Origin of the sequence: Paenibacillus thailandensis, from assembly GCF_042685365.1 — a bacterium.
In the GTDB taxonomy this organism is placed as follows: domain Bacteria; phylum Bacillota; class Bacilli; order Paenibacillales; family Paenibacillaceae; genus Paenibacillus_AP; species Paenibacillus_AP thailandensis.
On record NZ_JBHUMY010000023.1, the window covers coordinates 97,237 to 116,774 of the forward strand.

The 19,538-nt window shown below is 57.5% G+C and carries 14 protein-coding genes; 11 read left to right on the forward strand and 3 right to left on the reverse strand.

The window, feature by feature from the left end; genetic code table 11:
* Nucleotides 1-186: 186 nt before the first annotated feature.
* Nucleotides 187-936: an MBL fold metallo-hydrolase gene (locus ACFSW5_RS18060; protein ID WP_379276017.1), complete on the reverse strand. Its 750-nt coding sequence runs from the start codon at nt 934-936 to the stop codon at nt 187-189.
* A 299-nt stretch (nt 937-1,235) separates the two neighbouring features.
* On the opposite strand from ACFSW5_RS18060, the gene ACFSW5_RS18065 reads away from it, so the two are divergent.
* The 7 genes from ACFSW5_RS18065 (at nt 1,236) to ACFSW5_RS18095 (ending at nt 9,899) form a co-directional block, all read left to right on the forward strand.
* Entirely contained in the window at nt 1,236-2,027 is a 792-nt protein-coding gene (locus tag ACFSW5_RS18065; RefSeq protein WP_379276019.1) for an SDR family oxidoreductase, read from the forward strand.
* A gap of 329 nt (nt 2,028-2,356) precedes the next feature.
* The gene (locus tag ACFSW5_RS18070) at nt 2,357-3,154 is read left to right on the forward strand and encodes a TerC family protein (protein WP_379276021.1); all 798 of its coding nucleotides are present in this window, start codon (nt 2,357-2,359) and stop codon (nt 3,152-3,154) included.
* A 230-nt stretch (nt 3,155-3,384) separates the two neighbouring features.
* Entirely contained in the window at nt 3,385-4,053 is a 669-nt protein-coding gene (locus tag ACFSW5_RS18075) for a bifunctional 2-keto-4-hydroxyglutarate aldolase/2-keto-3-deoxy-6-phosphogluconate aldolase (RefSeq protein ID WP_379276024.1), read from the forward strand.
* A 20-nt stretch (nt 4,054-4,073) separates the two neighbouring features.
* Nucleotides 4,074-4,952, forward strand: a complete 879-nt coding sequence (locus ACFSW5_RS18080; RefSeq protein WP_379276026.1) for a glycoside hydrolase family 43 protein — start codon at nt 4,074-4,076, stop codon at nt 4,950-4,952.
* 88 nt (nt 4,953-5,040) lie between these two features.
* Nucleotides 5,041-6,426: a class II fumarate hydratase gene (fumC, locus tag ACFSW5_RS18085; RefSeq protein WP_379276028.1), complete on the forward strand. Its 1,386-nt coding sequence runs from the start codon at nt 5,041-5,043 to the stop codon at nt 6,424-6,426.
* A 606-nt stretch (nt 6,427-7,032) separates the two neighbouring features.
* Nucleotides 7,033-8,985: an ABC-F family ATP-binding cassette domain-containing protein gene (locus ACFSW5_RS18090; protein WP_379276193.1), complete on the forward strand. Its 1,953-nt coding sequence runs from the start codon at nt 7,033-7,035 to the stop codon at nt 8,983-8,985.
* Nucleotides 8,986-9,269: 284 nt separating this feature from the next.
* Nucleotides 9,270-9,899: a fumarylacetoacetate hydrolase family protein gene (locus tag ACFSW5_RS18095; protein WP_379276030.1), complete on the forward strand. Its 630-nt coding sequence runs from the start codon at nt 9,270-9,272 to the stop codon at nt 9,897-9,899.
* 178 nt (nt 9,900-10,077) lie between these two features.
* On the opposite strand, the gene ACFSW5_RS18100 is transcribed toward ACFSW5_RS18095, so the two are convergent.
* Entirely contained in the window at nt 10,078-10,518 is a 441-nt protein-coding gene (locus ACFSW5_RS18100) for a Dps family protein (protein ID WP_379276033.1), read from the reverse strand.
* A 456-nt stretch (nt 10,519-10,974) separates the two neighbouring features.
* Nucleotides 10,975-11,802: a helix-turn-helix domain-containing protein gene (locus ACFSW5_RS18105; RefSeq protein WP_379276035.1), complete on the reverse strand. Its 828-nt coding sequence runs from the start codon at nt 11,800-11,802 to the stop codon at nt 10,975-10,977.
* 255 nt (nt 11,803-12,057) lie between these two features.
* On the opposite strand from ACFSW5_RS18105, the gene ACFSW5_RS18110 reads away from it, so the two are divergent.
* From ACFSW5_RS18110 to ACFSW5_RS18125, 4 genes are all read left to right on the forward strand, one after another.
* On the forward strand, nt 12,058-14,328 hold the full coding sequence (locus ACFSW5_RS18110) for an FAD-dependent oxidoreductase (protein ID WP_379276037.1): 2,271 nt from the start codon (nt 12,058-12,060) through the stop codon (nt 14,326-14,328).
* A gap of 173 nt (nt 14,329-14,501) precedes the next feature.
* Nucleotides 14,502-16,811 (forward strand): golvesin C-terminal-like domain-containing protein, encoded by a 2,310-nt coding sequence (locus tag ACFSW5_RS18115; RefSeq protein ID WP_379276039.1) that lies wholly within the window; start codon nt 14,502-14,504, stop codon nt 16,809-16,811.
* A 24-nt stretch (nt 16,812-16,835) separates the two neighbouring features.
* Entirely contained in the window at nt 16,836-18,632 is a 1,797-nt protein-coding gene (locus ACFSW5_RS18120; protein WP_379276041.1) for a cache domain-containing sensor histidine kinase, read from the forward strand.
* The gene (locus ACFSW5_RS18125) at nt 18,601-19,383 is read left to right on the forward strand and encodes a response regulator (RefSeq protein WP_379276044.1); all 783 of its coding nucleotides are present in this window, start codon (nt 18,601-18,603) and stop codon (nt 19,381-19,383) included. Before ACFSW5_RS18120 ends, ACFSW5_RS18125 begins: the two co-directional genes overlap by 32 nt.
* The last annotated feature ends 155 nt before the right edge of the window (nt 19,384-19,538 follow it).

Below are 19,538 nucleotides of genomic sequence, written 5' to 3' on the forward strand. Positions count from 1 at the left end.
GGATGGCCGCAAGCAAGCGGCTGCCGCTGCGCTGACGAATCGTATCGCGACGGCATGCCGGTTGGCAGCAAGACAAGAGTGGGACCATAGAAAGGCAACAAAAGGTACAGCCTGCGACAAACGGCAGGCTGTACCTTTTTGCGTTGCATAACAGGGAACGGCAGGGACTGCCGTTAATTCCCGGGCTTATTTTGCCAGCTCGGCAATGCGCCGGTTCGCGTCGCCTTTATACAAGCCGCCGTGGTAGCATACGACGGCGTCAATCGGGTAAGCGGACAACTGCCGCAGCGACTCTGCCGCAAGCTTGCGGTCCAGCGTCGTTTCCGGGTCCGGGCCGCACAGCTCCCCGTCCCGTACGGTTAGCGCATCGCCGGCAATCAGGGTGCGGGATGGCTCATGATAGAGGCTAATATGCCCCGGCGTATGGCCGGGCGTATCTACGACGGCGATTCCGCCGCACCACGGCAGCTTGTCTCCCCCGGCTACGGTTCGGGCGACGGGAGCCGAAGGAGGGTTTAGCATAATCGCTTTAAGCCCTTGCTTGAACGACTCCGGAACGCTGGAAGGCATCCGGTCGACGCTGGCGATCGCTTCGTCGGTAAAGCGAAGCAGCCGCCGTTCGCCTTCGATATAAGGCTTCTCCAGCGCATGGGCCGCAATCTCGATCGGACCCGCGTCTTGACAGGCGGCAATCAATGCGGGCAAACCGCCGATGTGGTCGATATCTTGATGGGTAATCAGAACGTGGCGAATTCGGGCTAACGGAACTCCGCATCTTTCGATTTCGCTTTTAAGCTGGTCTAATTGTCCGGGGTACCCGGCATCGATCAGAACGGCCGTCCCCTCGTCCCGGAGCAGCACGGGATGGACGGTCTCCACCCGTCCCATGACGGGGGCCGAGATCGAAAGCACGGCCAATCCATTGTCAAGCAGCATGGAAACATCACTCTCCTGCGACAAAACTGCAATACCCGGCCGGATATCGTTTATTCATCTTAACGATTTACAAGAGTGTTGTAAATATGAAAATTTATTATTATATCATATAAAATATTTTTTGTCAAGTGTCAAAATGATAAGCCCGCCCGTGTTTCCGCACCGCCGCCACGCGCTTCATTTTGCCTTGCGTTCGATGTATGATAAAGAATGAAACGGCCGTCTACGCGACAGAATACGCAAACGCGCGGTTTTTCAAAGGATGCCGTAACTATTCGCAGCCGGAGAGGAGAGTCTGGATGGATCTCGGATTGAAGAACAAATCGGTTTTCGTAGCCGCATCAAGCAAAGGACTAGGCAAAGCCATCGCGCTGGAATACGCCCGCGAGGGGGCGCTTGTGACTATCGCCAGCCGCGATGAGGAACAACTGCGCGTCGCGCAGGCCGATATTGCGGCCGCGACCGGACACCGGCCTCTTGCCACGCGGATGGACGTGGGCAGTGCGGCCGATATTCAAGCGGCCATCGCCGCGGCGGCAGACCATTACGACGGCATCGACGTGCTTGTCACGAACGCGGGAGGACCTCCGCAAGGCGGCTTCGGCCAGTTTGGGGACGAGGATTGGAACCGCAGCTTCGAGCTGAATCTGTTAAGCGTCGTCCGGTTGATCCGGGAAGCGCTGCCGCATCTTCGCGCCGCTAGTTCGGGAGGACGCATCGTCAATATCGCCTCCACATCGGTAAAGCAGCCGATCGAAGGACTGATCCTGTCGAACGTGTTCCGCGCCGGCATACATGCGCTGACCCGAAGCTTGGCCACCGAGCTTGGACCGGACCGCATTCTGGTCAACACCGTATCTCCGGGGCGGATCGGAACGGACCGCATCGAGCAACTGGACCGGAAGCGGGCGGACGAGCTTGGCATTCCGCTGGAGCAAGTGCAAGCGGCCGCGGCGCAGCAAATTCCATTGGGCCGGATCGGCACGCCTCGCGAATTCGCTTCCGCCGCGATGTTTTACGGATCATTCGCCAATACGTATATAACCGGACAAAACGTGCTGGTCGACGGAGGAACGGTCAAATCCGTTTAATCCGCGCCGGGCAAAGAAAATGCGAAAGGACAGGCCGGAACGGATCTATATGACCGGATAAGCAATGATGCAAGCCGATTTTTTCCTAAAAAAATTTGAAACCTAACCATTCATAACGATGTATGATATAAGGTACAACATAAAGGGGAGTAGCTGCTACAATAAAGTCGTCATTACGGGAATCGTCGTTCCCCGGCTTTATTGGCAATGATCCATTGTTAGCGAGACCTTTACCATAGCCCGCGCAACGTCCGTTTTAGTTGGCGTCGGCGCGATATGGTAAAGGTCTTTTTGTATAGGTTTGTCCATGAGATAAAGGAGGAAACCGTATGGATTGGTCATTATTTTTGGAGTATGGGTGGGTGCTTGTCATCCTGGTGCTCCTGGAAGGGCTTCTGGCGGCGGACAATGCGCTCGTGCTGGCAATCATGGTCAAGCATCTCGATGAAAAAGAACGCAAGAAGGCGCTGTTTTACGGCCTCGCCGGCGCATTCGTATTCCGCTTCGCTTCCTTATTCATCATTTCGTTCCTCGTGGATATATGGCAGGTGCAAGCGATTGGCGCTTTATACTTGCTGTATATTTCCGTCAGCAACATCGTGAAGTTTATCCGCAAGAAAAACAAGGATGCGGAGGAAGAGGCTGCTGCTACGGGCAAGAAAAAATCCGGCTTCTGGATGACGGTTCTGAAGGTCGAGCTGGCCGACATCGCTTTTGCGATCGACTCGATCCTGGCTGCGGTCGCCTTGGCCGTTGCGCTTCCGCCAAGCGGCATCGCCTCGATTGGGGGAATGGACGGCGGACATTTCATCGTCGTATTCCTCGGCGGCTTGATCGGCCTCATCATTATGCGGTTCGCGGCCAACTTCTTCGTGAAGCTGCTGCATTCCCGCCCTGCGCTTGAGCTTGCGGCGTTCGTCATCGTCGGCTGGGTCGGCGTGAAGCTTGCCGTCCATACGCTGGCGCATCCGTCGGTTCACCTTCTGTCGCATGACTTCGCCGAAAGCGGAGCGTGGAAAGCGACGTTCTACATTGTGCTCGTTCTGATCGCCGTAGTTGGCTGGTTCTCCTCGGGCAAAAGCAAAAAGCCGGACGACAAGCCGCAAATGTCGGAAGGGCACGTGTAAAGGAAAGCAGTTGTACAAGGGCTCCCGTTGTCTCGATTCGAGACGGCGGGAGCCCTTTTTGTGTTTTGTTCCGGGACGAACCGGAAACGGGGGCGGCCGTTCCCGCTTTTGGAACGACAACCGGTTGTAAGTGCTTTCGTCATTGCTGAAAACGCTGCAAACGTCTATAATGGAAACGGCAAATATCATACATTATCGAACGAATACGAACATTTCGGGAGGAATGACGGATGAAGAAGCATAGAATCGTGCAGCAGATCGTCGACGCGGGAGTCGTGGCGGTGCTGCGGGCCGACTCGGCGGAAGAGGTGGCGGAGATGGCCCGCCGCGCCATCAAGGGCGGCATCAAAGCGATTGAAATTACGATGACGGTTCCGTTTGCGCTGCGGGCGATCGAGGAGCTGTCCCGGCAATATTCGAGCGCGGCGGACCCGGCTTCGGACAGCTACGCGGTGATCGGCGTCGGGACGGTGCTCGATCCCGAGACGGCGCGGGCGGCGATTATGAGCGGAGCCGAATTCGTCGTTGCGCCGGCTTTTAACCCGGACACGATCAAGCTGTGCAACCGCTATGCGATTCCGGTCATGCCGGGGACGATGACGATTCATGAAATTCAGAGCGCTCTCGAATTGGGCGTCGATGTCGTGAAGCTGTTCCCGGGCAACCTGTTCCAGCCGAATATTATATCCGCGATCAAAGGTCCGCTGCCGCAAGCGAACATTATGCCGACGGGCGGCGTGTCGCTCGACAATCTGAAGGATTGGATCAAAGCCGGCGCCGTTGCGGTCGGCATCGGATCGGACTTGACGAAGGACGCGGTGAAAACCGGAGACTTGACGCTGATCGAACGGAAATCGGCCGCTTATATCGAAGCTTTCCGCGCCGCGAAGGGCTTGTAGCCGCGAAGGGGGACGACGCGATGCCGCACCGGGCGGACATACGGATTCGCGATCCTTTCGTGCTGGCGGAGGAGACGGACCGTTATTATTACTTGTACGGAACGACGGACGGGAATGTCTGGAGCGGCCCCGCTACAGGCTTCGACGTTTACCGCAGCCGGGATTTGGAGCATTGGGAAGGGCCTTACCCCGCTTTTCGTCCGAAGGCGGGCTTTTGGGCCGACCGTCATTTCTGGGCGCCGGAGGTGTACCGGTACGAAGGCCGGTATTATATGTTCGCTTCCTTCAAGTCGGAGGAGAAGCGGCGGGGCACTCAGGTGCTTGCGGCGGACGGGCCGCTGGGCCCGTTCGAGCCGCTTGCCGGCGAGCCGGTGACGCCGCGCGATTGGGAATGTCTCGACGGAACGCTGCATATCGAACGGGACGGAACGCCGTGGATCGTGTTTTGCCACGAGTGGCTGCAGGTGAAGGACGGCAGGATGGCGGCGATGCCGCTTACCCGGGACTTGCGCGAGGCCGCCGGAGAGCCGGTCGTCCTGTTCCGCGCTTCGGAAGCGCCGTGGACGGTCGCGGGGCAGGACGGAACGGTATACGTCACCGACGGGCCGTATTTGCACCGCTTATCCTCGGGCGAGCTGCTGATGCTCTGGTCGAGCATGTCCCGGCACGGCTACGCGATCGGCATCGCCCGTTCGGAGTCGGGCACGGCGCTTGGACCTTGGACGCACGACCCGGAACCGCTGCTTCCGGAGGACGGCGGCCACGGCATGTTGTTCCGCGCTTTCGGCGGGGAGCTGATGCTGGCGATGCACGCCCCGAACGGGCAGCCGGACGAGCGGGCCGTTTTTTGCCGGATTGAAGAAGGGGACGGGACGCTGAAAGCGCTCCGAAGCAGATGAGTATCATCTCAAACATATATTTGAAATCGTTATCTCGTTAAGGTTAAAGTAGAAGTAGTACGCTTAGCGATGAGGAGGAAGTCAAGCAATGGAATTCCGAATTGAGAAGGATACGATGGGCGAAATTCAAGTTCCCGCGGACAAGCTGTGGGGGGCTCAGACGCAGCGCAGCTTGCAAAACTTCAAAATCAGCGGCGAGCGGATGCCGATCGAAGCCGTCTATGCGATGGCCTACGTCAAAAAGGCGGCCGCTTTGGCCAATGCCAAAATCGGCATGATTGAAGAAGAGAAGGCCGCGGTTATCGGCGAAGTCGTCGATGAGATATTGTCCGGCCAATGGGACGAGCACTTCCCGCTCGTCGTATGGCAGACCGGCAGCGGCACGCAAACGAACATGAACGTCAACGAAGTGATCGCGAACCGGGCGAACCGCTTGCTGGAGGAGCGCGGCAGCAAGGTCCGCATCCATCCGAACGACGACGTTAACCGGTCCCAAAGCTCGAACGATACGTTCCCGGCGGCTATGCATATTGCCGGCATCATCGCCGTCGAAGACCGCCTCCTTCCGGCGATCGACAAGCTGTCGGCCACGCTGAAAGCGAAATACGAGCAGTTCGCGGACATCGTCAAGATCGGCCGTACGCATTTGCAGGACGCGACGCCGCTTACGCTTGGCCAGGAAATCAGCGGCTGGCATGCGATGCTGGAGAAATCGCGCAACATGATCGTGAACAGCCTCGAGGACATGCGCGAGCTTGCGCTTGGCGGCACGGCCGTCGGCACGGGACTGAACGCGCATCCGAAATTCGCCGCGCAAGTGGCGGAGGAAGTGAGCGCGCTTACCGGCAAAAGGTTCGTGACGGCGCCTAACAAATTCCATTCGCTGACGAGCCACGACCATATCGTATACGTGCATGGCGCGATCAAGGCGCTTGCGGCGGACTTGATGAAGATCGCCAACGACGTCCGCTGGCTGGCCAGCGGTCCGCGCTGCGGCATCGGCGAAATTACGATTCCGGAGAACGAACCGGGCAGCTCGATTATGCCGGGCAAAGTGAACCCGACGCAAAGCGAAGCGCTGACGATGGCGGTATGCCAAGTGATCGGCAACGACGCGACCATCGGCATGGCGGCCAGCCAAGGCAACTTCGAGCTGAACGTATTCAAGCCGGTAATCATCTACAACTTCCTGCAATCCGTTGCGCTGATGGCGGACGGCATGGTGTCTTTCAACGACAATTGCGCGGTTGGCATCGAGCCGAACATCCCGGTGATCAAGCGCAATCTGGAGCAATCGCTGATGCTCGTGACGGCGCTCAATCCGCATATCGGCTACGAGAACGCGGCCAAAATCGCCAAAAACGCCCACAAGCAAGGCTTGACGCTGAAAGAATCGGCCATTCAAAGCGGCCTCTTGACGGCCGAGCAATTCGACGAAATCGTTCGTCCGGAGAAAATGATCGGCAATCTGTAAGACAGCATAGAAGGACGGGAGGGACCGGAGCGGGGTTCCGCTCCCGTCTTTTTTGTTGAAATATACTCGAAACGTAAGCTCTTCCTCCTGCAGAACAAGTAAACCGAGAGCTAAGCGGCTACTTTTACAGGTTGGACTAGGCCCCGATCAGACCAGCGATTGATGCGGACGGAATAAGCCGCAGAGCCTTGCTTCGCATTCCGTTTCGGTTTGGCTGCATCATTCGGCGGATCTTGACCAGAAGTGCATGTTTCATCCTGTATTCTACCGTAACGGAACTCAGCTGCCTTATTCCTGGAGATTCGAGGACAATCGGGATGCTAACGGAATTTAAAGCCTCTATTCGGTTTTTTGAAGCCGATTATTGTTGATATGCGGGTATTAACGCTTCTCCGTTCCGTTAGATTTCAAATAGGATCATAATCGAATGAATAAGGCTTTTCAGTTCCGTTAGATGCCGGGAATCCGAATTCAAACGAACCAAATTTCTTCGGGAACGAAGAGAGTGGGGGGGCAAACCGAGGGGGGAGGTGCTCCCGGGCGGATTATGATATGATACGGTTGGGCGGGAAGCCGCAATATGCAAAAGAAAAGTAGGTTATGGCAATGCATCTATTATCCGTTGAACATATTACAAAAAGCTACGGGGAGAAAACGTTGTTCGAGGACGTCACCTTCGGCGTGGAGGAAGGGGACAAAATCGGGATTATCGGCGTTAACGGCACCGGGAAATCGACCTTTCTGAAGGTGATCGCCGGTCTTGAGCCGCCGGATTCCGGCTCGATCGCGATCGGCAGCCGGGTGACGGTCCGGATGCTGGCGCAGGACCCGGCGTTTGCGCCGGGCGAAACGGCGCTGGAGCATGTGCTCGGCGGCGACTCGCCGCAGCTGCGCGCGGTTCGCGAGTATGCGGCGGCGCTGGAGGCGCTGGAGCTGAAGCCGGGCGATGCGGCGCTGCAGGAGCGCCTTGTCGCGGCCAACCAGCGGATGGACGAGCTGAACGCCTGGCAGCTGGAAAGCGAAGCCAAGACCGCGCTGTCGCGCCTCGGCATTGCCGATTACGACGCGCGCGTCGAAACGATGTCCGGCGGCCAGCGCAAACGGGTCGCGATGGCCGCGGCGCTGCTTCAGCCGTCCGACATCCTCATCCTGGACGAGCCGACGAACCATATCGACAACGAGTCGGTCGCATGGCTCGAAGGGATGCTGCAGAAGCGGCGCGGCGCGTTGCTGATGATTACGCACGACCGGTATTTCCTCGACCGCGTCAGCAACCGGGTGATCGAGCTCGACCGGGGGCGCGCTTATTTCTATGAAGCGAATTACAGCCGCTTTCTGGAGCTGAAGCTGGAGCGGGAGGAGCGGGAGGCTGCGTCCGAAGCGAAGCGGCAAAATCTGCTCCGCAATGAGCTTGCGTGGATCCGGCGCGGCGCCAAGGCGCGCACGACCAAGCAAAAAGCGCGGATCGAACGTTTCGAAGCGCTGCAGAAGCAAGCGCCGAAGGCGGCGGGCGGCAAGCTGGACATTTCCGTCGCTTCGGCCCGGCTGGGCCGCAAAATCGTGGAGCTGGAGGGTGTATCGAAAAGCTACGCCGGCCGTACGTTGATCCGCGATTTCAGCTATATCGCCGTGCCGGAGGACCGGGTCGGCATCGTGGGCCGGAACGGCAGCGGGAAATCGACGCTGATGAAGCTGATCGCCGGACGTCTGGAGCCCGACGAAGGCAAAGTCGAGCTGGGCCCGACGGTCAAGCTGGGCTGGTTCTCGCAGGAGCACGAGGAGATGGACGAGTCGCTGCGCGTCATCGAATATATCCGGGAAGAAGCGGAGCAGGTGAAGACGGGGGACGGCGTGAGCGTATCCGCTGCGCAAATGCTGGAGCGCTTCCTGTTTCCTCCGGCGATGCAATGGTCGCTTATTTCCAAGCTGTCGGGCGGGGAGAAGCGCAGGCTGCAGCTGCTGCGGGTGCTCATGAGCGCGCCGAACGTACTGCTGCTCGACGAGCCGACCAACGACCTGGATATCGCGACGCTTACCGTCTTGGAAGATTATTTGGACGAGTTCCCGGGCGTTGTGTTCGTCGTATCCCACGACCGTTATTTCCTCGACCGCACCGTGGACAAAATCGTCGCTTTCGAAGGCGACGGCGTCATTACGCTTCATACGGGCAATTATACGGACTATCAGGCTTATGCGGAAAAACAGGCGAAGGAAGCGGCAATAGCGCAGCCGTCCGCCGCCGGTTCGGCGAAGACCGCGTCCGCCGCCGGAAGCAAGGAAGCGGGCGCGGAGACGGAGACGCGGAGCGACGGCAGGGAGAAGCGGCTCAAAATGTCGTACAAGGACCAAAAAGATTATGAGCAGATCGACGGCTGGATTGCGGACGCCGAAGCGAAGCTTGCCGCGGTGGCCGCGGCAATGGAAGCGGCGGGGAGCGATTCGGCGAAGCTGCAGGAGCTCGTGCGGGAGCAGCAGGAGCTGGAGGAAAAGCTGGAGCAATTGCTGGACCGCTGGACGGAACTGAACGAGCTGGCGGAGCGGATTGCCGCGCAGAAATAATACGCGGCGCGGTTGAAGCTGCGCACCAATAGAAAGCGTGCCGCTGCACCGGAATAACCGCAATAACTGCATATATGCATTTGAAAAAAAGATTAGATCGTCATTTTTGCGGATATCATGCAAATCTGCAGTTAAAACCTAACACAAAAGCAGCGATGGGGCATAATTTGCAAATTTAACAGCACTTCCGCATTTAAACGGCCATTTGCAGGTAAATCCGCTATTTGTACCTGCATAATTGCATTTAACGGCAGCAAATGATGGATCGAAAGGGGAAGGATAAGATGGCTGAGGCGATTCGCAATATTTATTGCATCGGGCGGAATTACCGTCTGCATGCGCTTGAGCTTGGAAACGAAGTGCCGGATTCTCCGATGGTGTTTACCAAGCCGTCCCATGCGGCCGTGCCGATGGACGGGCGGACGATCGAGCTTCCCGGAGACCGGGGAGAGATTCATTTCGAACTGGAAATCGTGCTGCGCGTCGGCCAAAGCTATCAATCCGGCATGGCGGCGGACGAATGCATCGACGCTATGGCGCTTGGGCTTGATTTGACGCTGCGCGACGTGCAGAGCAAGCTGAAAGCGAAGGGGCATCCTTGGCTCGACGCCAAAGGCTTCAAAAGCTCGGCGCCGCTAGGCGAGTGGCTGGCGTACCCGGGGTGGGAGCGTCTGCAGGAGCACGAGTTTGCGTTGGTCAAAAACGGCGTAGAGGCGCAGCGCGGCAACAGCCGCGATATGCTGTTCCATATTCCGCAGTTGATCGGGCATATCGGCGGGCGCTTCGGCCTTGGCGCAGGCGATTTGATCTTTACCGGAACGCCTGCCGGCGTAGCCGCGCTGCAGGACGGCGATGTGCTGGAGGCTTACTGGGCGGACAAGCTTGCAGGCTCCTGCACTATAAAGCTTGCGTAAAGCCGCCCCATCCAAACGAAAGAGGTTGAACCAGGCTTCCGCCGCTTGGGTTCAACCTCTTTTTGCAAGTAAAGCCCCGTTGTCCGTCCTCGATCATGCCGAGCGCTTATGCGGAGCCGATCGGGAATTGAAGCCGTTAATGCTTCCACCTTTTAAATGTTAATGCCGCGAAGCTCTTTTAGCGACCGTTAAAGGCGCTAAGCATCCAGACGTGTTTTTCTAGCGAAGTGTGGATGGCCAGCAGCATGTCGGCCGTCGTTTCGTCCCCGGCTTCCTGCGCCGCGCTCATGCCGGCCTTCAGCTCCTCGATGACCGTTTCAAAGTCGCCGATCAGCGTATCGACCATTTGAACGGCGTTCTCTTCGCCGGTCGCTTCTTTAATCGAAGAAGCTTCAAGATAGTTCCGCATCGTCGCGATCGGTTGTCCTTTCAGCGAAAGCAGGCGCTCGGCAAGCTCGTCCACGTGCAAAGCGGCTTCTTCATACAGTTGCTGGAATTTCTCGTGCAGCGTAAAAAATTGCGACCCTTTCACGTACCAGTGATAGTTGTGCAGCTTTACATACAGCACGCTCCAGTTTGCGATTTGACGATTCAATACTTCATGAATGCGGTTTGCCATCGGGCATCTTCCTTTCCGTTCCTCTGTATTTTTAGACTAAATCTAAATTCTTGTTTATAATCATTATAAAATAAAAAAGAATTTTGTCAACCCTCGCCGCAGACCAAGTTGGTTGAACTAAACTTTGACGGCCATTCCATTCCGAAAGGGATTCCCTTGAAGCTTCAGACATCCGGTTTTAAGTTTCTTTCATGGAATTGGCCTTCGGATAGCAGAAACTTAAAGCCCAAACTCGCTCTCAAGGGAATTCCCTTTCTCCATTCCGTTTGGCTTAGTCAAGGAAGTTCATTCGTTCAACTTATAGAGTAAACGACGGCTTTAAAAAATACGCCGAAGCGGTTCGTCCTTTCCTTTAACAAGGAAGGACAGAAGGTCTCTTATATAAATCGTCTTTAAACGGGATGTTCTTAATAGTTCCAAATACATGGAAGCGGATCGCCCAGTGCGGCCGCCGTCTTAGAGCCGGTTTAATTTCCGGAATTCGGACGGGCTGATCTTCATCTTCTTCGAAAATACCCGGCTTAAGTAAAAACCGTTCTCGTAGCCGCATTCGCGGGCAATCCGCTCAAGCGGGAGATCGGTCTCCATCAGCAAGGCTCGGGCTTTATCCAGACGGATGGACGCCAGATGCTCGGACGGCGTCATGCCGTACGCGCGCCGGTATCTCCGCGTCAGCTGCACCTGGCTCAGACCGAGCTCGTCTGCCAGCCGCTTCATGCTCATTTCGCCGAACGCATGCCGCCGGATATAAGCCGACGCCTCGGCCATCAGCTCATCCGCGTCTTCCGTGGTCTCCTGTCCGCCGGCCGCCGCTTCTTCATCCGTCCATAAGGTAAGCCATATGTCGCTTAGAAGATGATTGGCCCAGTGTCTGGCGGCCGCCTCGGTTGCATCCGTTCTCCCGGCACGGGAGACGAGGCCGGCGAAATTGTCGTACTGGCGGCGCGAATGACGGTACTCGAATTTCGTCTTCCGCCCGGGTTTCGGCAGAAGGTTGTCCGGTATGGCGCCATCCGCCACGGGCTTGAGCGAGAACGTAATGAAATGAAACGTCAAGCCGGCCAGTACCCGCCGACGGAACGGGACGCCGGGCGGGCAAATTACCGCCTCTCCGCGGGCGGCGGTTCCTTCCTCTCCGTCGATGCCGTAAGCGAAGGCGCCTTCTTCGACGGCGAACATGACCCAGTCCTCATACGTATCCACTTCGTACAAGAACGATTGTTTTTCCTTCCAATACACATAATTGATCAATGCCGGATATAGGCTTAGAGCAGAGTGCGCCATCATTTCCTCCTTGTCTGGAATCGATGAAATAAAGTATATGCTTAATTGATAAGTTAGTGCATGTTCAAGCAAAATACAATGGTCTATGATGAAACCTACGATATGCTTAAGCAGATGCTTTCGAAGCGGATTTTTGTTCCACGCCCTCATTCGGGCGTTTATTCACAAAAACCAAGCGAATGCTTTCGAAGCGGATTTTTGTTCCACGCCCTCATTCGGGCGTTTATTCACAAAAACCTTTAGGAGGTTATCATCATGAAGCATGAGGTTGTAAAATGCGACGCGACCGTCATCGGGGGAGGACTTGCGGGCGTCTGCGCGGCGGTCGCGGCGGCCAGGCTCGGAAGCACGGTCGCGCTCGTGCAGAACAGGCCGGTGCTCGGCGGCAACTCCAGCAGCGAGGTCCGGGTGTGGGTGTGCGGGGCGACGGCCCACGGCGTAAACCGTTATGCGAGAGAGACCGGCATTATGGGCGAAATGCTGGTCGAGAACCAATTCCGCAATCCCGACGGCAACCCGTATATTTGGGATACGGTCGTGCTGGAGACGGTGCTGGCGGAAAAAAATATCCGTTTATTCCTCAATACGGACGTTCACGAGGTCGAAGCGGACGGTCCCGAGGAGGAGAGAGTCATCCGTTCCGTTACGGGCTGGATGATGGGGTCCGAACGGCGGATTCGTTTTGAAAGCGGTATCTATCTGGACTGCACCGGCGACGGGCTTGTCGGGTTTCTGGCGGGGGCGAAATTTCGGCTCGGCCGCGAAGCCCGGCATGAGTTCGACGAGGAATGGGCGCCGGAGGAAGCGGACGACATTACGCTCGGCAGCACGCTGCTGTTTTATTCGAAGGATGCGGGCCATCCGGTGAAATATATCCCGCCGAGCTTCGCCAAAGACATTACGAAGACGTCCATTCCGATGAAGCGCGTGATCCGCAGCGGCGATTCGGGCTGCCATTATTGGTGGATCGAATGGGGCGGAGAGCTCGATACCGTCCACGACAACGAGCGGATACGCGACGAGCTGTGGGCCGTCATTTACGGCATTTGGGATTATATTAAAAACTCCGGCAAATTCGACGCGGATCATATGACGCTCGAATGGGTCGGCTCCGTCCCCGGCAAGCGGGAATACCGCCGGTTCGTCGGCGATTACATTCTTCACCAGAACGATATTCTTGCCCAGACGCCGTTCGAGGACCGAATCGCGTTCGGCGGATGGTCGATCGATCTTCATCCGCCGCAAGGGATGTATGCGTCCGAAAGCGGCTCGAAGCATATGTACGCCGACGGCGTTTACCACATCCCGTTCCGCAGCCTCTATTCGGCGAACGTCAACAATATGCTGTTCGCGGGGAGGAACGTCAGCGCGACTCACGTCGCGTTCGGCACGACGCGGGTAATGGCGACCTGCGCCGTCATGGGCGAAGCGGCGGGGAGCGCGGCCGCTTTATGCGCCCGGAAAGGCGTCACGCCTAGACAGCTCGCAGCCGAGCATATCGGCGAGCTGCAACAGACGATGCTTCGCCAGGACGCGTCGATTATCGGGATCGCGGGCAACGACCCGGCCGACGCGGCCAAGTCCGCGCGTATCGTCTGCTCGAGCGTCCTCAAGCGGATTGCGGTCGACGAACCGGCGGAACGGCTGCCTCTGAGCCGGGACGTCGGCATTCTGTTCCCGGTCGACCCCGAGGTGCGGACCTTCGAATTGCTGCTCGATGCGAGCAAAGCCGCGACGCTGGAGCTGGAGCTGTGGAGTACGGGCCGTGCGGAAAATTACGTGCCGGCCGTCCGGCTTGCAAGCGCCGCCGTCGAGGTGGCGGGCGGGGAGCGGCAATGGATAAGCGCGGCGCTTCCGTGGCGGCCGGACGGCCCGCAGAACGCTTTTGTCATCGTGAAAGCGAACGAAGCGGTGACGCTGTATATGTCCGACAGCCCGCTGACCGGCGTTTTATGCTTCCTGAAAGGACAGAAGCCCGTCGTCTCGGCGGATCTGGAGGATCGGCAGCCCGATCAGCCGGTCGTGCAATGGAGCATGCGCGGGCTCGTTCGAAAGCCCGTGTGCTTTCGGGTTACGCCGGATACCGAGGCTTATGCCGCCCGCCACGTCGCAGACGGTATCGTTCGCCCTTACGGCGGACCGCACTCGTGGTGCTCGGAGCAGCCGATCGATGCAGGCGGCGAGTGGCTGGTTCTCGAATGGGAGGAGGAGCTTGAGCCTAGCGAAATTCATCTGACGTTCAACGACGACGTCAACGAAGATCTGATCAACCTGCATCATCACCGGACCCCGTTCGAAGCGATTCCGGAAATCGTGCGCGATTACCGGATCAGCGCGTGGGACGGCGGCGGCTGGACGCCGCTCGCCGAGGTGACGGACAATCATAAGCGGAAACGGGTCCACCGGCCGGATCGCGCGGTCCGAACGAAGCGCCTCAAGGTCGATTTCCTGGCCTCCAACGGCGGAGAAAGGGCGGAGCTTGTGGAAATCCGGGTTTATGCATCGCCCTCCGGCCATAACCAATAGCGGCACAAGCCCGAATTTGGATCTGCGCTGCTCCGGCGGTTCGCAGATCCAAATTTCGTTCTATCGATAACCAAAAATCGATCGTTAATCCTCCTTGGACAGCGTGATACATTGGAGTTGGGAAGGCATAACCATCCCAAAAATATGAAAGCGCTTGCATGGAGGTATGCTGCATGAAAACGATACTTCAATTGTGCTCCTTGTTTGTGCTAGCGGTCGTTGTCTTTTTTACCGTAAAAGTAGGGACGGTTCAAGCGGAGTTTACGAATTATATTACAAGAAGCGGGGATCGGTTCATGGACGGGACGAAGACGTTCCGCTTCGTGGGCAGCAACGTTCCGTTCCTTGCGAGGTCGTGGACGGATCCGGCGGAGATCGAGGATGCGATCAAGGCCGCCAGCTTGGCCGGCATGAACGTCATTCGGCTGTATCCGTTCGAGGTCAAGATGAGCAGCGATCCGCCCGGCACGTTCCGTCATGTGATGGGACCCGACGATTTTAATGAAAGCGCATTCAAGCTATTCGACAAAATTCTTCAAACGGCAAACCAGTACAATGTGCGCCTTATCGTCCCCTTCGTCGACAGGTATAATTACGTTGGCGGCACGGCCGATTGGGCGGCTTTCCGCGGCAAAACCGAAAGCGAGTTTTACACCGACCCGGACGTCAAGCAGGACTTCAAAAATTTTATCGCTTATGTCGTCAACCGGACCAATACGTATACGAATGTACCATACAAAAACGATAAAGCCATTATGGCATGGCAGTTGGGAAACGAGCTGCTCTCCACGGACGGCTGGACGAGCGAGATGGCCGCCTATATCAAAAGTCTGGATCCGAACCATCTCGTCGGGGACGGCGGATATGTCCGCGCCCAGGGCATTCGGGCGAATGCGCTGACCGACAGTAATATCGACTTCATCGATCCTCATATTTATACGTACCACAATGTAGACACCATGGCGAAGCTGAAGGAATGGAGAGCCGCAACAATCGGCAAAAAGCCGCTTATCATCGGCGAATTCGGCGACTATACGGCGGCGGAAACCGAGGAGCTTTTGGAGCTTGTGCATAGCAACGGAACGGCCGGCGCGCTTTTCTGGGGAGCAATGCCCCATCATCGGCTGGGCGGCTGGCACTGGCCGCCGCTTAACGGATGGAGCTACGTCCGTTATCCCGGTTTTCCAAGCGGCGATTGGGCGGAGGAAAGCGCCGTATCCGAGCTGCTTCGCCGGTTCAGTTATTCGATCAATAACGAATCCGTTCCGGCATTGCCGGCTCCCGATGCCCCCGTTCTATTCCCTTCCGATTCCGTACATGCGATCTCGTGGCGAGGCGTGCCGATTGCCAAAAGTTATGAAGTAGAGCGGGCGACGGCCGCAACCGGCCCTTGGGAGGTTGTCGGCAGCGGCATTACGGACGACGTCGCCGTTCCGCGCTTCTACACCGCCGCCGTTCCGCTGTTCGACGACGCTTCGGCCGAAGCGGGCGCCGCATACTACTACCGGGTTCGCGCGGTCAATGCGGAAGGGGTGTACTCGGCTTATTCCAACGTGATCGGACCGGTGCGGGCGGAAAGCGTAACGGTCGTCGACAACGGCGACAGCGGCTATTCGGAGACGGGCACCTGGGGCCCCAGCTTGCTGCCGGGGAGCCTTGGCGGAAGCTCCCGCTACAGCAGCACGGCCGGCAGTACGGCAACCTGGAAGCTGGAAGCGCCGGGACCGGGTTATTATAACGTCTACGTCCGTTATCCCTATCACCAGACTTCCGCATTAAACGCAACCTATACGATAGCCCATAACGGCGGCGCAAGCGCGACGACGATCGACCAAACGACGTTGGCGGGCGGCAATTGGCGGCTGCTCGAAACGGTCTATTTGGCCGGAACCGGCTCCGAATATGTAAGGCTGTTCGTCGCCGGCGGCGGCAACCACCGGGCGGACGCCGTCATGCTGGAGCCCGCCTTGTCGGGCGACGGCTTCCAGAGCGGCAACGCCGGCAATTGGACCGCTCTTAGCGGAGACTGGACGGTTGCGGACGATCTGTCGAAGGTGCTCAAGCAGACCTGCATTTGCGTCGCGGAGACGAGAGGAGCGGAAATGTTCGCGAATGTCGCCGTTACGGCGGCCGTCAAAGCGTACGACGCGGGGACGTACGAGTCGTCCACGGGGCTGGTCGCCCGGGCGGCGGGCGATCTGTCGAGCATGTATACGCTGCGCATCAATTATACGCAAAGCAAGCTGCAGCTGTACAAGAAGCTGGGGCAAAGCTGGACGAAGCTCGGGCAAGCCGACATGCTCGCCGTACCGGGCACGTGGCAGCTGCTGCGGTTCGAGCTGAAGGGGGATTCGCTTACGGGCTACTTGAACGGCGTGCGAAAAATAAGCGTCCGCGATTCCAGTCTGCCGCAAGGCTATATCGGACTGCGGACGTATGCCCAAACGGCCGTGTTCGACCAAATCGCCGTTTCGCCGAGATGAGGCATATAAAAGGGGGCGTTATAGGTGCATTTGCTGCGGAAGCTTGTTCCGCGCCAGTTGAAAACGCGGCTTTTTGCAGCCTTCGGGGTGATGTTTCTTCTTCCCTATACGATCATGACCGTCTATAACTTTCAGGAAATCGAGAAGCTGATGCGGGACCGGATCAGCGAGCAGGATCGGGAGAGCTTGGCGACCATGCTGCAGTCGCTCGAAAGCATGATGGGCATCGCCGTCAAGACGGCGACTCTGCTGGAGCAGGATCCGGTCGTGTCGGGCATACTCGCTTCTCCCGGGCAATACGACGCGCTGGAGCGCAAACGGCTGATCGAAAGCAAATTCCAAAGCATCAGCAACAGCTTCTTTTTGTCGGGCACGCAAGTGTATTATACGCTGATCGATTTCGAAGGACATGTCTATACCTCGTTCCTCCCGGAGGACCAGCTCGATTACGGCCGGCTGCTGGAGACGCTCGCGCCGCGGGGAAGCGCGGCCGGTGACCGGAAGTATACGTGGAAGAGCAGCGATTCCAATTACGTGTCGCGGGACATTTCCAGAAGCCCTTACGTCATTACGCTGAACACGGCCTTTCAGGACGAAGACTTGAAGCCGGTCGGCATCGCGCGGATCAGCATCGATTATATGCAGTGGTTCAGGGCGGAGACCGCGGGACCGGACGACGGGCAGAACTATTTTATCGTCGACCGGGCCGGCCAAGTCATTCAGCAATCGAATCCCGGGGCTTCGTTCCCGGCGGAGGCGGCGGCTCTGCTTGACGATACGGCGGAGCCCGGCCCTTTGCTTATTCGCGGGAGATCGGAATCGATGTACAATTACGGCTATTTGTCCGAGCTGCAATGGTACGTGGTGAAGGAAGTTCCGCTCGATAGGCTGTACGGCGAGGTCGACCGGCAGAGGGGGAAATATTTTATGACCCTGCTGCTTCTGAGCGCCGCCTTTATGGGGATGACTTACTGGATCACGACGGCGATCACCAGCCCGCTGAAGAAGCTGCAGAAGAAGATGGAGAACATCTCCGATGCGGACCTCGGGCGAACCGTCCTTCCGGACCGGCGCGGGGCGGAAGAGATTGCCGCCTTATCGCGCAGCTTTAACCGGATGATGGCGGACATGAACAAGCTGATCGGGCGGCTGAGGCTGGAGGAGCGGCAGCGGCAGGCGGTCCGCTTTCAGGTGCTGCTGTCGCAGATGGACCCGCATTTTCTGCTCAATACGCTGAATACGATCAAATGCATCGCCTTAAGCAAGGACGACGAGGAAACGCATGACATCTGCGTCTCGCTCGGCAAGCTGCTCGAGGTCAGTCTCGACCTGGAGGTCGACATGATCTTCCTGAAGGACGAGATCGAGCTCGTTCAAGCGTATATTTTCATTCAAAATATCCGGTACGGCCATAAATTCGCGATCGAATACGAGTTTGAGGACGCCTTCCGCTATGCGCTTGTGCCGAAGGCGACTTTGCAGCCGCTCGTAGAGAACGCCATTTATCACGGCTTTGCCGCCCGGCGGGAAGGCTTGATCAAGGTGCGGGCGTACCGGAGAAGCGAATGCCTCATGCTGGAGGTGGAGGACAACGGGAGCGGACTGGCGCCCGGGCCGAAGGCTTACCGCAAACGGAAAGGCATCGGCATACAAAATATTCGCGAGCGTCTGGAGCTGCTTTTCGGGCGGCAAGCTTCGCTCGAGCTGCTCGGAATGGAGCAGGGAGCGATGGCGCGGATTACGATTCCGCTGCTGCTCTCGACGCCATATGCCGAAGGAGGGAACGAGCATGGCATGGTCGGCGATCGTCGTGGAGGATGAGGCTCAGGCAAGAGCTTATGTGAAGACGCTGCTGCACCGGTCGGAGTCGGAATTCCGGGTCGTCGGAGAAGCGGCCGACGGGAAGGAGGCGCTGGAGCTGATCGGGCGCTACCGTCCGGATCTCGTCATTACCGACATCATGATGCCGGCAATGGACGGCGTGGAGCTGCTGAAGAAGGCGCGCGAAGCGGGGTACGACTGCCGCTTCGTGATGCTCACCTGCATGAACGAATTCGAATATGCGCGGCAGGCGCTGGAATTCGGGGCTTCGAGCTATATGCTGAAGCTGTCCATGGATCTTGCCTCCTTCAAGCAGATGCTGGAGAAGGTCGATGCGGAGCTGAAGAAGCTGGGCCGCTTCAAGCGGCTCGAGAGCTATCTGTCCGCTCTCCCCGAGGAGACGAAAGCGGCAACCGATCATCCGGAGATCAATAAAGTGATCGACTACTTGAACGAATCGTACCGGGAGAACGTGACGCTGGCGACGGCGGCGGCTTACGTCAAGATGGACCCGAGCTATTTGAGCGACCTGTTCAAAAGGAAAACCTCTTATACCCTTACGCAATATGTGATGCGCCTTCGGGTGGACGCCGCCCGTTTCTACTTGACCCACACCGGCGACTCGGTGAGCGGGATCGGGGAGCGGGTCGGCTTCATGAACGACAATTATTTCATTAAGATCTTCAAGCGGTTCACCGGCGTTACGCCCAGCGTCTACCGGAAACAGCACGCCGGCGGTCGTCCCGAATAGATTCTATAGATGTTGAACCTCATGAGCTCCCCTTGACTAAGCCTAATGGAATGAAGAAAGGGAATCCCTGTCGGAATGACATGGCCTTCGAATTTTAAGTTCCAACTTATATAGATAGGAATATGACCCAAAAAACGTTCTATTGATCGCTAAAA

Coding starts and splice junctions, on each gene's coding strand:
- ACFSW5_RS18060 (WP_379276017.1), bottom strand. CDS start 936: ATGCTGCTTGACAATGGATTGGCCGTGCTTTCGATCTCGGCCCCCGTC.
- ACFSW5_RS18065 (WP_379276019.1), top strand. CDS start 1,236: ATGGATCTCGGATTGAAGAACAAATCGGTTTTCGTAGCCGCATCAAGC.
- ACFSW5_RS18070 (WP_379276021.1), top strand. CDS start 2,357: ATGGATTGGTCATTATTTTTGGAGTATGGGTGGGTGCTTGTCATCCTG.
- ACFSW5_RS18075 (WP_379276024.1), top strand. CDS start 3,385: ATGAAGAAGCATAGAATCGTGCAGCAGATCGTCGACGCGGGAGTCGTG.
- ACFSW5_RS18080 (WP_379276026.1), top strand. CDS start 4,074: ATGCCGCACCGGGCGGACATACGGATTCGCGATCCTTTCGTGCTGGCG.
- fumC (WP_379276028.1), top strand. CDS start 5,041: ATGGAATTCCGAATTGAGAAGGATACGATGGGCGAAATTCAAGTTCCC.
- ACFSW5_RS18090 (WP_379276193.1), top strand. CDS start 7,033: ATGCATCTATTATCCGTTGAACATATTACAAAAAGCTACGGGGAGAAA.
- ACFSW5_RS18095 (WP_379276030.1), top strand. CDS start 9,270: ATGGCTGAGGCGATTCGCAATATTTATTGCATCGGGCGGAATTACCGT.
- ACFSW5_RS18100 (WP_379276033.1), bottom strand. CDS start 10,518: ATGGCAAACCGCATTCATGAAGTATTGAATCGTCAAATCGCAAACTGG.
- ACFSW5_RS18105 (WP_379276035.1), bottom strand. CDS start 11,802: ATGGCGCACTCTGCTCTAAGCCTATATCCGGCATTGATCAATTATGTG.
- ACFSW5_RS18110 (WP_379276037.1), top strand. CDS start 12,058: ATGAAGCATGAGGTTGTAAAATGCGACGCGACCGTCATCGGGGGAGGA.
- ACFSW5_RS18115 (WP_379276039.1), top strand. CDS start 14,502: ATGAAAACGATACTTCAATTGTGCTCCTTGTTTGTGCTAGCGGTCGTT.
- ACFSW5_RS18125 (WP_379276044.1), top strand. CDS start 18,601: ATGGCATGGTCGGCGATCGTCGTGGAGGATGAGGCTCAGGCAAGAGCT.